Source organism: Microcoleus sp. AT3-A2 (assembly GCF_036705685.1).
Taxonomy (GTDB): domain Bacteria; phylum Cyanobacteriota; class Cyanobacteriia; order Cyanobacteriales; family Microcoleaceae; genus Microcoleus.
The window spans coordinates 1-15,098 of the sequence record NZ_JAUBVF010000040.1; the positions used below are offsets into that span (position 1 = coordinate 1).

Sequence of the window (15,098 nt, forward strand, 5' to 3'; positions counted from 1 at the left end):
CAATTATGAGTTAGCTTTAGGGGATTAAATTTAAAACCTCTAATTATAACATATATCTTTTTTGCAAGAGGTCTAATATACTGCTGCTTCAATCAACACCAATAGCCAAAACCCCAACTCCTCTGAATTTCTGGAAATAGACAATTTGTTCAAGTCGTATAAAAATGCTGACGGTACAGAATTTAGCGTCTTGGAAAATATCAATTTAAGTATTGGAGAAAACGAATTTATTTCGGTTATCGGTCACTCTGGATGTGGTAAATCTACGCTGCTAAAAATAGTGGCAGGTTTGGAAAAACAGAGCGGGGGAATGGTGACACTGGAAGGAAAAGAAATTCGCAAACCGGGAGCCGATCGCATGATGGTATTTCAGCACTACGGATTGCTGCCTTGGCTGACGGTGCGGGAAAATATTCGGCTGGCAGTTGATGAAGTTTTGCAAAGTCTTAGCCGTCCTGAGAAGATTAGCCTTGTCAACGAACACCTAGCAATGGTAAACTTAACGGCAGCAGCCGATAAATATCCAGACGAAATTTCAGGAGGCATGAAACAGCGGGTTGGGATTGCACGAGCTTTGGCGATTCGACCGAAAATGTTATTAATGGACGAACCGTTTGGAGCGCTGGATGCTCTGACTCGCGGCAAGTTGCAGAAACAGGTGCTGGATATCTGGGAAAATCATAGACAAGCTGCAATGATGATTACTCACGATGTGGATGAAGCTATCTATATGTCCGATCGCATTGTGCTGATGACAAACGGCCCGGCTGCGACGATAGGTGAAATTTTGTCAGTGCCGTTTGCGCGCCCGCGCGATCGCCAAGAGTTGCGGGAATCCCAGGAGTATTACGAACTCCGCAACTATGCTTTGAATTTTCTCGATCGCTACTTTACCCAAGACGAATAACGCCCGACGGACAGACCAAACAATTCACTTAAGAGAGGTCAAGCCTGTGAATCTCAAAACAATGTTAGCGCGTTTTGAAAGTGCATTGGGATGCCAAAATTTAGCAGAAGAAATGGTGTTGCTGCCGGAGCCACAAGTGCAAGGTTCTAAGAAATCAAAAGTTACAAAACAGGCAAAAAGTATCAATTTTATTGTCGGTTACAACAGTTCTCCCAAAAGTCAAACAGCTCTGGACATTACCCTTTGGATGGCGCATCAAACTCGTTTAGTAACAACTAAAGAAGTCACTGTTCAAGTTGTCTACGTAATCGACGAATCGCAAAAAAGTTATCGCGAAGATACTTGCAAAGTTGCTGTGGGAAATGCCTTGGCTGCACAGCAGAAAGTGTCGGATTTAGAGGAAACATTCGCCCTTAATTGTACAGTACCTGCGCCCGCTTTACCAACCGAAATTCCATCGGTATCCCAGCCAAAAAATTGGATAGAGCCGGATTATTTCCCAGCAATTTATGGTCAAAATAATGAGTACGAGGTAGCAGATAAGTTGCTGTGGCAAGCGCGCTGTTTGGCTGAGGAATGGCGCGGTTTATTCAAAGCTCATTTACGCATCGGGCGGGTTGCTACAGAACTGAGAAATGTGGTTGAATTAGAATCAGCAAATTTACTGTTTTTGGGCTGTTGTTCTGGCAACCATCGGCTGGTTAGGGAACTAGGCAATAATTTTCCGTGCTGCGTACTTGGGATTCCTTCGGCACTCAGCTATCACATGGATGTTCAGCCTGAAGAAAGTTTGAGCAAGTTACAGTTGGCGACAACTATACCTGCCCGTTAAACTTGTTCACTCGTTGGGCCAGAATCTAATTATGTAAGGTGCAGCGCACCCTACGACTATAATTCGCGCGCCCAACTTTTTTTTGCGTAAGTTCTGTATCGATCAAAAATTAAAAATAGTTTCCTCGCTCGAAGTCCTAATGATGAGACAATTAGGACTTTTTTTGATTGTTGATATTTTTAAAATGGTCGTAAAATAAAATTATCGGCACTTACCTGATCATAGACAATTCGTTAACTAATTTAATCTTTCCCCGGCACACAGAGCGCAGCAGGCGATCGATGGAGCGTTTGTCTTCCTCAGTCAAAGTTTCGTCAAAAATAGCAGCCATCAAACCGTACCTATCGGCTAGAGTAATGTAGCCATTTTGATTCACTTCGGCAAACAGCTCGCCCAAAGCAGATGGAATCAGGTGGACAGGAGTTTGCATAGTAATTGACTCTCTACTCGACGATCGCGCGATCGGGCGTTTCTGCATTAAAAAAGGCGATCGCACTATAAAATTTTAAGCTGTATTGCCTTTCAAGATGTGATAGTAAACAGCAAAATTTGTGAACAAAATCACAGTAAAATTTTGTGAATTATGATATAGCTTGCAGGTGCGTTTTAGGGAAAACCGAGCAACTGCAAACTAATGTTTTCTAAAGATTGAAAATCACCACTTCCTCCACAGGTTCAGCTAACTCAAACTTAAACACCCGCGAATAGAAATAGAATTCGCCGTCAAGAGTTCTTTTGATATTTTCAGCGCGGCGAAAACCGTGCTGTTCCCCTTCATAAGCAACATAAGCAACCGGCAAACCTTTAGCTTTCAATATCTCTACCATCATTTCCGCTTGATTAGGCGGAACCACTTTATCTTCTAATCCTTGAAAGAAGATAACGGGACAAGATAAACGTTCGGCGGAATGAATCGGCGAACGAGCTACATACAAATCTTTTCTTTCAGGATAAGGCCCGATTAATCCATCCAGATAGCGCGCTTCAAACTTGTGAGTATCCGTTGCCAAAGCTTCCAAATCGCTAACTCCATAATAGCTCGCACCGGCCTTAAATACATCGCGGAAAGTAAGAGCGCACAGAGTGGTGTACCCCCCTGCACTGCCTCCGGCGATCGCCATTCTTTCGCCATCAACTAAACCTTTTTGAGCTAAATATTTAGCACCGTTAGCGCAGTCATCAACATCGACAATTCCCCAACTATCTTGCAGTCTTTTTCTGTATTCTCGGCCGTAACCAGTGCTCCCGCCGTAATTAACATCGAGCACGGCAAAACCGCGACTCGTCCAATATTGAATTTTCAAATTCATGCTGCTAGAAGTAGCAGCAGTTGGGCCACCGTGACTTTTCACGACAAGCGGCGGTTTTTCACCCGCAGGTGCTGCGAAATCTTGATTTTTCGGGGGATAGAAGAAACCGAAAGCAGTCAAATTGTTTTCCGTGGGAAATTCGATAGGTTCCGGTACAGAAAGATAACCCGGATTGATGCTTAAATTGCTCGATTGACGCAAGATTGAGCGTTGATTTGTTGCTAAATTTAGTTGTACAATAGCAGTAGATTCAGTCGGCGAACCTGCCAGAAAAACAACTGTTTCTCCCCGCGCTTTGACCGACGAAATATCAGTGTAAGGCGTGTCTATTGTTGTCAAATGCTTTGTCGTTAAATCAAGACTCGCTAAATACCACAGGCCTTGCTGAGTGTAGGTGCAAATAATTTTGCTTGCTGAGACAACAGCATAAGTAGACATTCCAAAAACCCACTGGGGAAGCCCGAATTCAGCCGCCATTTCGCACAGAGGTTCAACCTCTTGCTGTTCCCTCGGCAAGCGGGGATTGACGGTTCTATAGAAATTCCACCAGTTCGACTTGTCAGAAACAAAATACAAAACTCCATCGGGCGACCATTCCGGTTGAAAAATCGACTCATCAACCCCGCCAGCAACTAAATATTTTTCACCTAAAGAACCGTCAGAATTAATTTCTGCTACCCACAATTCTGTGCCATCCCACGGCATATTTGGATGGTTCCAACAAATCCAGGAAAGTAGAGAAGCATCAGGACTCAAACGAGGGGAAGCATAAAAATCATTGCCCTGACTTAAGATTTGAATATCTTCGCCGTTATCTAAATTAATGCTAACAATAGTATTGACAGGTTCGCCCTCGCCTGCATAGTCTTCGCGCACGCAAATCAGGCGATTTCTCTGATTGTCAACTATCACATCTGCATAGCGACAATTAGCAGCAGGAGTCAGAGGTTCGGGTTGAGAATCTAATGTTTGAGAATAAATACGTTGGTCGGCAAAATGAGAAAAATAGACAACACCGCCAGCAACTGCAAAAGCAGCGCCGCCGTATTCGTGAACGCGAGTGCGAACATTAAAAGGATGCGGTGTCACGTCGTTGATTGTACCGTCAGGAGTGCGCCGCACGAGGACGCTTCTTCCCGCTTCCGAAGGCCTTCCCTCAACCCAGTAAATATCATCGCCGTCAATAGCAATTTGTCCGAGCCCGACAGTTCCAGAAACAATTAAATCGGAAGAAATAGGTGATTTCCAAGAGCCGTAAGGTGATACTGTATTCATATAGTTGAGGCAGTTGTGTTTCTGGCACAAAAAAATTAATATTTGTACTTTACACTAATTCAGTCACCGGGGAAGCAAAATGTCCAAAAAACTCGTACTAATGGATCACGACGGTGCAGTTGACGACTATCTCTCCGTCGTGTTGCTGATGACAATGGAGGAAGTCGAAACTCTGGGAGTAATTGTAACTCCTGCGGACTGCTACATTCAACCGGCGGTGAGTGCAACGCGCAAAATTCTCGATTTAATGGGGCGTTCAGAAGTTCCGGTAGCGGCGAGTACGGTGCGGGGACTAAATCCATTTCCGGTGTTATTTAGGCGAGATTCCTTTGCAGTCGATCGACTTCCCATTCTAAATGAAAAAGGAACCATTGACACGCCGTTAATATCAGAACCCGGACAAAACTTTATGGTGCGAGTTTTGCAAGACGCAGCCGTACCAGTCACATTAATAGTAACTGGGCCGTTAACAACAGTAGCGCAAGCTTTAGATATCGCGCCAGAAATTGAAAGCAAAATTCAAGAAATTGTGTGGATGGGAGGCGCCCTCAATGTTATCGGCAATGTTAGCAAAGATATGGAACCCGGACAAGATATGTCGGCGGAATGGAATGCTTACTGGGACCCGATAGCAATCGAGAGAATTTGGCAAACCCAAATTCCCGTTGTCATGTGTCCTTTAGACATCACGAATAATGTACCGCTGACTGTAGAATTTTCCAATCTCTTAGCAAGACAGCGCAAATATCCAATTTCCGACTTAGCAGGACAGTGTTATGCCCTAGCAATATCTCAAGATTACTATTTTTGGGACATTTTGGCAACCGCTTATTTAGCGCATCCAGACTTTTACCAACTGCGAGAATGGGAAACCGAAATTATTACCGAAGGCATCAGCCAAGGACGCACAAAAGTTAAAATAGGAGGGCGAAAAATTCAAGCAATGGATAAAGTAGACACCGCCAAATTTTACAATTACATATTAGAACAGTGGGCGAGGTAAAAATCACAATATCTGCTATAAGCGAGCAAAATCTCCGTACAAAACCCGCCCAGACGCCAAGATTTACGGGTTCTTATCTTCCCTCTCTTCCTCTGCGCCCTCTGCGCCCTCTGCGGTTAAAAAACTCCTCTAAAAAATGCTGCCAATTCTATCAATCATCCCCTTGGCCCAAACCCCTCCCGCACCTCAAGAAATCCTCCAAATCCAAGAAGTGCGACCACTCCCCGGACAGTTAGACAACATACCAGTATTTAACAGCAACAGTCCCGAATTAGTGCTGCAAGAAGGAATTTTGCTTTCGACATTTCCCCCAGATGGTAAAAGATTTTCGGCGGCACATTTAAACTTTCCGTTTCAAGGACGTTTCGACATATTTGCCCACCACATAGCCCGCGCATCTTCCCCGGAAGATTTGCGAACATTGTATCAAGGAGTAATTGTTTATAATCCTGGCAATAAACCTGTAACATTAGATATATTGCAAGCTGCGAGTTATCTCAGTCAACCCGATGCACCTTTTATTGAATTGCCGCCGCAAGTCGATAATTCAAATAGTAATATTTACGCAGGGCCGGGAAGTCGCGCTGTGAATGATATTCTCAGAGGAAGGAGACAGTCTGACTTTGAACCGCAGTTAATTATTCCACCGGGAAAAAGCCAACTGTTGATGAATCATGCGATACCGGTGCGGGGATTGGTACCGCCGCTAAACGGTCGATCGACCTTGATGCGGTTACGGAGCGATGGTATAGTCTATGTTGCCAGTCTGGCGATGTTTGCCAGAGTTGATGCACAGGGAAACGAGCGATCGCCCAATTTAGCAGAATGGCAAAACTTATTAGACAATAGTAATATAGCCGGGCCGCGCGATCGAACTCCCACACCGCCCGAAATCACCGAAGGTCAAATAATTTACGGCCGAGTTGCCGGTGTAGCATTAGGTTCAGAATGGCGAGCACTTATCTCAGACAACCCCGCCACATCAAGCCTAGCAATTCCCCAACCCGGAACAGCATTTTCCTACCCATTAAGCAGTCTCCCGCGCGGAATGCTGGGCACAAATCAAGTGCAAAGTGCAAAGATGCTAGTCCGCTACCCAGATACAGCATACCGCGCCCACGGCAATTACGGAATTCAATACAATCTCAGCTTGCCACTGTACAATTCTACCAGCAAAAATCAAACTGTAACTGTCGCAATTCAAACTCCAATTAAGACAGACCAATTAACTTCAGGAGGACTTAGTTTTTTAGTACCTCCGGCACCTCAAACTTTTTTTAGGGGGACTGTCAGAGTGCGCTATACTGACGACAATAAAGTGTCTCAAACTCGCTACGTGCATTTAGTCCAGCGACGGGGACAGCAGGGGGAACCGTTGGTAAAACTAGAGATGAAATCGGGAGAAAAGCGACTTGTAGAAGTGGATTTTATTTATCCGCCCGATGCGTCGCCGCCGCAAGTTTTGACAGTGAAAACAAATTAAATTTGATTTGATTTGAACTTGTTTGAGATTAGCAATTAACCGGGATTTCCCATCTCGACAATGTGTTTGAGAGCGTTTAATCACTCTCTTCCAAAAAGGTTTGCACTCGACCGTTCGGTCTCAAAACAACTCGAATTTTTGGGTTTTTCCCATTAGAAACGGCAGAAACAAACGGCTCGCCGGCTAATGGCATATTAGTTTGCTCGATATAATCTGCTGCTGCTTTTCCCATCGGCATAATACTTTGAACTGATCCAGTTTCATCGATCAGCACGCTGTATTCCAAAGTTTGTTCCATTCCTTCAGGAGGCTTCCAGCGTTCCTCAAAGTAAGTTCTAGCTTCTGAAACTTGAGGAATTGTATCAAATAAAGTGCGGTTTTTTTTGCTGGCCGCCACCTGGTTGTTATCCTCAGACTCCGCTGGCGGTTGAGCGTCCTCAAGAGCTGGGAGTTCGGTACTGGCGGGGGGGACAATCGGCTCGATGGGGCTGGGGAAGGGCTGCGGCGGGGGAACGGGAAATCGGGAAGCAGACAGGGAGGGCGGCAGGGGGGGCGGTACGGCGGGAGCTAGTCTCGGCGGTAGGGGGGGCAGCACGTAGGGTACTGGTGCGGGTGCTTGGGGGGCGGAAATGGGCGCTTCTTCGGGGGCGGGAATAGTGATTGTTGACCCTTGAGGGAATGCTGGGGCACTCTGTGGGGCGCTCTGTGGGGCGCTGGCTGCGCTGCCGTTGGGGGGAAATAGCAGGGGTGGCTGCTGGATAGGGCTGGGTCTGTTGGTGGCTGGAGTTGGGGCGAGGGCGATGGGAGGTAAGCTGGGGCTGGGGGAGGCCGCAGTGTTGATGGGCGGGGGCGGCAGGGGCGGTAAACCGGGTATGGCTGCGGGTGTTGGTGCTGGGGGTGTCGGTAGGGCGGGAACTGGACTGGGGGAGACGCCTGGAGCTAGCTGGGGCTGTCCTAGATCGGGGGCTGTGGCGGTTTGCGGGGAGGTGGCGGTTCGATCAAGCATTTTGATAGTTCCTGTCGTCAGGCCGGCGCTGGCGACCAGCAATGCTGCCACCTTGAGCCAGGGTGAGGACAGCGGTTGTCGGGACTCACGGTTGAGGTTGGGAAGCGCCATCACTTCGGCGGCGCAGTCATCTAGTGCTGTGGCCAAGTCAAACAGTTGCAGGGTGCTCAAGGGAACTACTGGCCCGGATTCTACAGCGCTCAAAGAGCCTAAAAACAAGTTGTGGGCAAGCAAGCCGCGGGGCTCTAAGCGGGGGGGAACCGGAAGGTAGGCTGTGTTCGGGGCGGATGTTGCTAGTTCGGAAGTGTTGACGGCTCGATCGAATATAACGGCATTACGCGCGACTTCTGGCGAGTCTGGGCCAGCAGCGATACTGCCGATTTGAGAGTTGAGGTTGCTTTCCCAATCGCGGGATTCGCCGAGCAAGTTTTGGACGTAATTGCTAACAGCTTCGTGGAGGGTTTCGAGTTGAATTCGATCGCCCCTGAGAGTAACGTGTTCGGTATCTGGCAGCCTGGGGTCATCGAGTCGCAGCTCGAAACTTAAAGATTTAAACACCGGTTGGCCCGCCCAGCGAGATAGAGGCGAACTTTTGGCTGTAATTTCCAGCGTGCAAGTGGGGGGCGTGTACCGTTTGAGAACCATAGCAGAAAGTCTGTTGACGGTTGACTGTTGACTGTTGGCTGTTGACTGTTGACTGTTGGCTGTTGTTTAATTTTTAGCGCGGTCTAGAAGAGCCAGCCAGAGGCGGCGGTGGCCGCCGGGACTGCTGTAAAATAGCAAATCGATCAGGAGTTTGAGGGCCAAATCAGTCAACTCTCGGGCCGATAAATTTTCTGCATCTTCCATGCGCGAGCCATAAGTGTTGCTGAACCTGTCAATATAATCTCCCAGCAAAGCGATTGTGTGAGGTTCGCGGTTTTGCTCTGCCATTTGTTCGAGCAAAGCAACAGCGCGGCGGATTAAAGCTTGGTGCTGTTTTGCCAAATGACAGCTTATCAAAACGAGCGATCGAGCTTCCTCCACATCTAGTTTTTTGCGCCCTCCGTGGCCTTTCCGCAGCGGGTTAGATTGGCGCAGCCGCCACAAAGCTACCCGATCGGCTACCATTGGCTCTAAATTCAGTTCGGCTGCTACCTTGAGCATCGCCTCTGAGCCAATTTCTGCCAGTGCTTCTAGGGCTAACAGGACTAAATCCAGTTGGGCTTTAATGTTGTCCAACTGGGTAGGTTCTGGTGCTTTTTGGGTCAATTCTTCCCAGTTGGGAGATTGGCCCGTTTCGTTTGTGGGAGCGGAGGGCTTTACGGTCGAGCGCATGGCTTCAGCACGGGAAATTAAGACTGGTTGAGGCAGGATATCAAACAGTATGCAGTGATTAAAGCTTTGCGGCCTGTGGGCAACAGCATATCTGTTAATTTGTCTCCATAGCTCGTTGCTTTGATTCCGGCAATCCTAACTGCTGGACGGATTTGCGGGTGAAAAGTTGCGGTTTCAAGTTCGATCGATCGCAATCCGCAAAACCCATATATTTTTACCCCTAACCATCCTACGCCACGGGATGCCACAAATCAATGTAAATAAACCACCGTCACACCTGCACCTCCTTCTTTTTGACTGGCGAGCTCAAAGCGGGAAACCTGCGGGTGAGAAGCGAGAAACTCGTGAACCCCGCGCCGCAACTGTCCCGTACCTTTGCCGTGAATTATCCACAGCACTCCGTATTCCACGGCTTTGGAAAGAGCTCTGTCTATTTCGATTTCCGCGTCTGAGACTCTCGCACCCCGTAGGTCGATCGAATTATTAGCAGTGCGAATGGCAATTTCGGGATTGGGTTTTGCAGGTTCCGACGCTGCTTGCTTAGCTTTAGCCGTAGCGAGTGCTTGTGCTTGGGCTGCTACCTTGGCTAATTGAGCTTTCGTTTCCGGTTTTTGACCGTCGAGGGATTCAATTTCTCCTAGTTTGACAGTCATTTTCATAATCCCAAACCGAACGCTCAACTCTTCGTTAGCGTCGGGGCCGCTAAGGACTTCGGCGGTTTGGCCCAAACTGGGAATGCGGATGCGATCGCCCACTTTCGGCATAAAACTCGGTTTGGGTTTAGCCGGTTGTTGCCGAGAAGGCAGGTGTTTTTGGGAAATTTGATTTAAGGTTTCTGTCGCTTGTTGGGCATTTTGAGCCGTCTGGTTGCCCGACTGCAAGCGACGAATGATTTGAGCAATTTCTGATTTTGCCGAGCCTATCGCCTCATTTACTGCCACTTCCTGAGCTATTTTTAGTTCTCGCTCCCGCTCTTGCAAAGCGGCTGCTTTTTGAGAAACTTCTCTGTGCAGTTTTTCGGTTTGGTGTAGCAGTTGAGTTGCTTCTCTGGCCTTGGTTTCCTGTTTTCGGCGCTGTGCTTCGAGTCCAGCAATCACTTGATTGACATCTTGAGACGCTCCCCCGACATAGGTTTGAGCTTCTTCGACAATTTCTGCTAGCAAACCGAGTCTTTTGGCAATGGTGAGGGCGTTGGAACGTCCGGGAATTCCCCACAGCAAGCGATAGGTTGGCTGCATGGAATTGTCGTCAAATTCTACTGAGGCATTTTCAAAGCGGGAGTCTTGATATTTAAGGGCTTTGAGTTCGCCAAAGTGGGTAGTTGCAACTGTTAATAGGGAATGTTGGGCGAGGTATTGCAACAGGGCGATCGCCAATGCACTGCCTTCTGAGGGGTCTGTACCGGCTCCTACTTCGTCTAACAAAACTAAAGATTTGGGAATTGGTAATTGGGAATTAGTATTTGGGATTTGGGGTTGGGGAATTTGTAATTTAGGTTTGAGAATTGGGAGAGCAGAAACTGTGCTCTGTGTATCTGTGACTTCTTCGTCTTGCTGTTGGGAATTAGTAATTGTTAGGTTTGAATTTTCTTCCCCTTCAGCCTGCGATTTATTGCCTAAAACTTCTAAAATGCGGCTGATGCGGCGGATATGGCCGGAGAAAGTAGACAAACTTTGCTGCAAAGATTGTTCGTCACCAATATCAGCCAAAATATTGTCGAACCAAGGCAATTCTACGGGTTCACGCGCGGCAACAAACATTCCTGCTTTCGCCATTAAAGCTGCCAATCCCAAGGTTTTGAGGGTGACAGTTTTGCCGCCAGTGTTGGGGCCGGTGATGGCGACGACGCGGATGTGCGGCCCGATCGTTAGATCGACCGGCACGACTGGAAAGCCTTGCTCGTGCTGTTGCTGCCAAACTAATAAAGGATGGCGCAACTGGCGCAAGGTAATTTGCGATCGCAGGTTACGAATTAATAATTGACTGTTTTCTGAGTTTTCCTCATCTTCTTTTTCCTCTTTTTCCTCATCTTCTTGTTCAGGATTTTTTGGTGCTAATTCTGGCTCTCCCAATTCGATAAATTTCGGCGGATTTGCTTGCAACCAATAACTATAACGCGCTTTAGCGGCGGCTAAATCTAAAGTTGTAACTACCACCACCAATCTGTCTAAATCGGGTTTTACTGCTGCGACTTGCTCCGTGAGGGCGCGGCGGACTGCTTCTTCTTCCGCTTGTTCTTGCCTGAGCAACTGCCGCATTTGGTTGTTAAGATTGACTGTGCTGTGGGGTTCTACGTAGAGTGTCGCGCCGCTGGCCGAGGAGTCATGAACGATGCCCGGTATGGCATCTTTTTGGGGAGCTTTGACGGGAATGACAAAGCGTCCGCTTCTTTGGGTAATTAGCTGTTCTTGTACGGCGTTGGATTGGCGCTGCAAAATTCCCTGCAATATTTGATAAATGCGATCGCGCAACTGTCGCATTTGAACTCTAATTCCTGCTAATTTAGGAGTGGCTCTGTCTGCTACTTGAGCGCGATCGTCTATACAGCGATGGATTTCTTGCTCTAGTTCGGGATAAGTCCGCAATTGAGCTGCCAGTTCTTTGAGCGTCGGCACATCAGCCTGAGAGTCAATTATCCGGCGCAATTGCCTTGCTCCGGCGAGAGTAGTAGCAATTGCCAGCAATTCTTCGCCGCTGAGCAAACCTTGGAGTTCGGCTCGCTGCAGGGAAGTGCCGATGTCTTGGATTCCTTCAAAACTCAAAGCACCGCCAGCGCGGCTCTCTAACTGATAAGTTTCCTGAGTTTGGGCTAGGAGTTCTGCTGTTTGAGCTTGAGTTGCCGGGATTGCGAGGTCAAGGGCGGCGGCGACGCCGAGTTTGGTGGCCGCGAAGGTAGCCAAGTGCTGACACAGGCGCGGCCATTCTAATAGTTCTAGTGTTTCGGCTTGAATCAAAGTTGAGGTGGTGTTGGTAATTGGCATTCTCAGGCGCTGACCGAGAAGGTGAATTTAACGATACTATTAATTGATTTTAAAGTTTTTTATTGTTTCCTGGCGCAATTTGAGAAAGTATCTGCGATCGCCCTCAGCAGTCTTTCGGCCGAAAGCTCTGATGTAACATTAATTACGAAGGAGAAAATTTGCATTTTTGCATTACCCGTCTAAAATTATACATTCTCGTGATACCAGTCCCCAAAAAATATGCAACTTTAGGTAAGCTCCCAACTATTATTATACAGTAAGTCATTCCCCATTTTTTACTCTAAAATATAAAATCTAAAATGGTATGAGCTATTTTTGGTTTTGAGGAAGCGGGCATCGGTTGTTTTTTGATGGAATTGAACTATTTTGGAATTTTAAATCTGTCAGCGCAATTCTGGCGGTTGTATCCTAAAAAGTAATTTGTAGAGTTGGTAGAAGTATGGCAAAGATTCTGGCGATCATCGGGGATACTGTGACTTTTCAAGTTGTCCAAGAGTTACTCAGCCAAGAGGGACATCAGGTGAGAGTCGTTCCCGACGACAAGGAGGGTTTAGACTTGGCGAGGGAATTTTCCCCCGATGCGATAATTTGCGACGGGACTTCCCCTCAAATCAACTTTTTGGAGGTGTGCCGGCTGGTGAAAGCCGATTCCCTACGGGATAGCTTCGCTTCACGAGAATTGGCGGCAGCCTATTTTATTCTGCTGACAACACCGGAGCAATTTGATGAAATTCAAGAATTGGATGCGCCCTTTGACGATTTTCTGTTTAAACCGATAGTTAAGCAGGAATTATTGGCGCGGGTGCGCGCCTCTAAGCGATCGCACGAGTTGAGGGCGCGGTTCGAGTTAACCCAGCAAGAATTGGATCTGTCGCGCGATCGAATGCTGCAAAATGAAAAAATGTCTAGTTTGGGCGAATTGGTGTCTGGGATAGCCCACGAAATTAACAACCCTATTACTTTTATTTACAGCAATCTAACTCACGTCCAAAGCTACGCGACCGATTTAATTGAACTGCTGCGACTGTATCAAAAAGAGCTAGTCAATCCCGGATCGGAAATTCTGCAAAAGCAGCAAGATATGGATGTGGAATTCGTACTCGACGATTTATTGAAAATTGTGAGTTCCATGCGTACTGGGAGCGATCGCATCCGCCAAATAACCTTGTCGCTACAGGATTTTTCCCGCAGCGATCGATCGGGCTGGCAGTTATTTGATGTTTCCGACGGTTTAGAAAATACTCTGTTGTTGTTGCAGCACCGCTTGCCGGCTCGCGAGGGAAGGCGAGACATCAAGGTGATGAAACAATTCGGCAATTTGCCACAGATTGAGTGCTATGCAGGTCTGCTCAATCAAGCTTTTCTGAATATCATCAATCACGCGATCGATGGTTTGGAAGAGTCGGCTCAAGACTTGGAAGAGTTGGAATCCATCAAATTTAAGCCTGTGATTTTGATTACCACTCAGGTGGTCGATGCTCAGCGAATTTCGATTGAGATTGCTGATAACGACATCGCACATAGCAAAGATATCACAGCCCAAATTTCTGATCCCTTTTTGGGAGCAAAGCCTGCGGAACCACCCATATCATCGGGACTTGCTCTCAGCTATCAGATAATTGTAGAACAGCACAAAGGAGAGTTTAAGTGTTTTTCCGAACCGGGTAAAGGCACTAAAATTCAGATAGAGATTCCGCTGCGTCACAGTTAATTAACAGTATTTACCGTTGGTGGGGGCGGGTTTTGAAATTGTTGGTTTTAGCCTGAGATGATGCTGAATCCGCCCCTACAATGACTGCATTTTTTTTAAGGTAAAATTTTGTAGAGGGAATGGCAGAAGTTATCGACAAGAGACTTGAGTTGATATTCAAGAGATTTGAAGGAGAGAGGAAGAGAATAGAAATATTAATATTTCCATGGAGAGGGGCAACCACGGGAGATTGCCCCTACAAAACATGGTTATGTAGATGTTGGGTATCCAGGAGTGGAATAACTAAAGGGAGACTTGCGCGCCTTGAGTATCAAGACCGATCGCCCTTACCTCAGCCTTTACCCCAAATTCCATCCAAGCAGCCGCCATCGCTTTCTCAACAGCAACGGCGTTAGCCACATCCGTTAAAGCTAAAAGCGTTGGCCCGGCACCGCTAATTACCATTTCATAGGCCCCTGCATTCAGGGCAGCTTGTTGCACCGCTTCATATCCCTTAATCAGAGATTGCCGATAAGGTTGGTGAATTTTGTCTTGGAGGGCACAGCGCAGCCAGTTTTCATTGCCCGTTTCCAAAGCCCGCACTAGCAAACCGAGGTGTGCAGCATTAAAAATCGCGTCAGCCTTACTGTAATCTGCTGGCAAAACTTTGCGGGCTTCGGCTGTAGACAGTTCAAAATCGGGGATGGCTACCACGGGCACAATATTTGGATGCCAGGGAATATCGCAAATTTCCCAGGAACCGCTTGGTGTATTGCTAGCAGCGAGGCGACATCCTCCCAGTAAAGCGGGGACAACGTTGTCGGGATGTCCTTCAAGTTCGATCGCCAATTGCATCACTTCCACCTGACTCAAAGGCTTTCCGGCTAATTCATTTGCACCGACTAACCCACCGATAATAGCTGTGGCGGAACTTCCTAAACCTCTAGCCAGCGGCACTTGCATATCTATATGTATGGCTACAGGTGGTGGCGATTGGTTCAGGCGATCGTATAACTTAAGAAAAGCTTGATAAGCGAGATTGCTGTCATCTGTCTTGACTTTGGCGGCTTCTTGGCCTGTAACAGTAATTTTTAGTTTCTCTGTTGCTGAGGGTTCGAGTCGGGAGAATTGGAAGCGGTTGTAGAGGCTTAAAGCTGCGCCGATGCAGTCGAATCCGGGGCCCAGGTTGGCGGTTGTGGCGGGTACGGTGACGGTGACGGTGGAAGTTTCGGGCATTTTTTGAATGGTGGATTTGGAATGTTTAACCGCAGATGAATGCGGATGAACGCCGATC

At 47.4% G+C, this 15,098-nt stretch carries 12 protein-coding genes; 5 read left to right on the forward strand and 7 right to left on the reverse strand.

Translation table 11 applies throughout. From position 1 onward, the window contains the following. The first annotated feature begins 145 nt into the window (after positions 1-145). Both QUB37_RS20000 and QUB37_RS20005 read left to right on the forward strand, forming a co-directional pair. Positions 146-907 (forward strand): nitrate ABC transporter ATP-binding protein, encoded by a 762-nt coding sequence (locus QUB37_RS20000; RefSeq protein ID WP_445300044.1) that lies wholly within the window; start codon positions 146-148, stop codon positions 905-907. 46 nt (positions 908-953) lie between these two features. Continuing rightward, entirely contained in the window at positions 954-1,739 is a 786-nt protein-coding gene (locus QUB37_RS20005) for a universal stress protein (protein ID WP_333165320.1), read from the forward strand. Between the two features lie 211 nt (positions 1,740-1,950). Here QUB37_RS20005 and QUB37_RS20010 read toward each other — a convergent pair whose 3' ends face one another. Both QUB37_RS20010 and QUB37_RS20015 read right to left on the reverse strand, forming a co-directional pair. Then, the gene (locus QUB37_RS20010) at positions 1,951-2,169 is read right to left on the reverse strand and encodes a hypothetical protein (RefSeq protein WP_333154753.1); all 219 of its coding nucleotides are present in this window, start codon (positions 2,167-2,169) and stop codon (positions 1,951-1,953) included. A 211-nt stretch (positions 2,170-2,380) separates the two neighbouring features. After that, on the reverse strand, positions 2,381-4,324 hold the full coding sequence (locus QUB37_RS20015; RefSeq protein ID WP_333165321.1) for a S9 family peptidase: 1,944 nt from the start codon (positions 4,322-4,324) through the stop codon (positions 2,381-2,383). A 79-nt stretch (positions 4,325-4,403) separates the two neighbouring features. Here QUB37_RS20015 and QUB37_RS20020 point away from each other — a divergent pair, with 79 nt between their 5' ends. After that, on the forward strand, positions 4,404-5,327 hold the full coding sequence (locus tag QUB37_RS20020) for a nucleoside hydrolase (RefSeq protein WP_333165322.1): 924 nt from the start codon (positions 4,404-4,406) through the stop codon (positions 5,325-5,327). Between the two features lie 136 nt (positions 5,328-5,463). Next, positions 5,464-6,810 carry a DUF3370 domain-containing protein gene (locus QUB37_RS20025; protein WP_333165324.1) on the forward strand — a complete coding sequence of 449 codons (1,347 nt, stop codon included), beginning with the start codon at positions 5,464-5,466 and terminating at the stop codon, positions 6,808-6,810. Between the two features lie 76 nt (positions 6,811-6,886). Here QUB37_RS20025 and QUB37_RS20030 read toward each other — a convergent pair whose 3' ends face one another. The 4 genes from QUB37_RS20030 to QUB37_RS20045 all read right to left on the reverse strand — a co-directional run bounded on the left by QUB37_RS20030 (position 6,887) and on the right by QUB37_RS20045 (position 12,087). Continuing rightward, positions 6,887-8,461, reverse strand: coding sequence for a DUF4335 domain-containing protein (locus QUB37_RS20030; protein ID WP_333165326.1), 1,575 nt, complete (start codon positions 8,459-8,461; stop codon positions 6,887-6,889). Between the two features lie 66 nt (positions 8,462-8,527). Then, complete coding sequence (locus tag QUB37_RS20035) at positions 8,528-9,133, reverse strand: DUF3038 domain-containing protein (RefSeq protein ID WP_333165329.1); 606 nt, start codon at positions 9,131-9,133, stop codon at positions 8,528-8,530. A gap of 17 nt (positions 9,134-9,150) precedes the next feature. Beyond that, entirely contained in the window at positions 9,151-9,381 is a 231-nt protein-coding gene (locus QUB37_RS20040) for a hypothetical protein (RefSeq protein WP_333165331.1), read from the reverse strand. A 3-nt stretch (positions 9,382-9,384) separates the two neighbouring features. Continuing rightward, a complete protein-coding gene (locus QUB37_RS20045) occupies positions 9,385-12,087 on the reverse strand; it encodes an endonuclease MutS2 (RefSeq protein WP_333165410.1) in 2,703 nt (900 codons plus the stop codon). Positions 12,088-12,553: 466 nt separating this feature from the next. Between QUB37_RS20045 and QUB37_RS20050 the strand changes: the two genes are divergently transcribed. Further along, on the forward strand, positions 12,554-13,825 hold the full coding sequence (locus tag QUB37_RS20050; RefSeq protein ID WP_333165334.1) for an ATP-binding protein: 1,272 nt from the start codon (positions 12,554-12,556) through the stop codon (positions 13,823-13,825). 282 nt (positions 13,826-14,107) lie between these two features. On the opposite strand, the gene thrB is transcribed toward QUB37_RS20050, so the two are convergent. Further along, a complete protein-coding gene (gene thrB / locus QUB37_RS20055; protein WP_333165336.1) occupies positions 14,108-15,040 on the reverse strand; it encodes a homoserine kinase in 933 nt (310 codons plus the stop codon). Between the last annotated feature and the right edge of the window lie 58 nt (positions 15,041-15,098).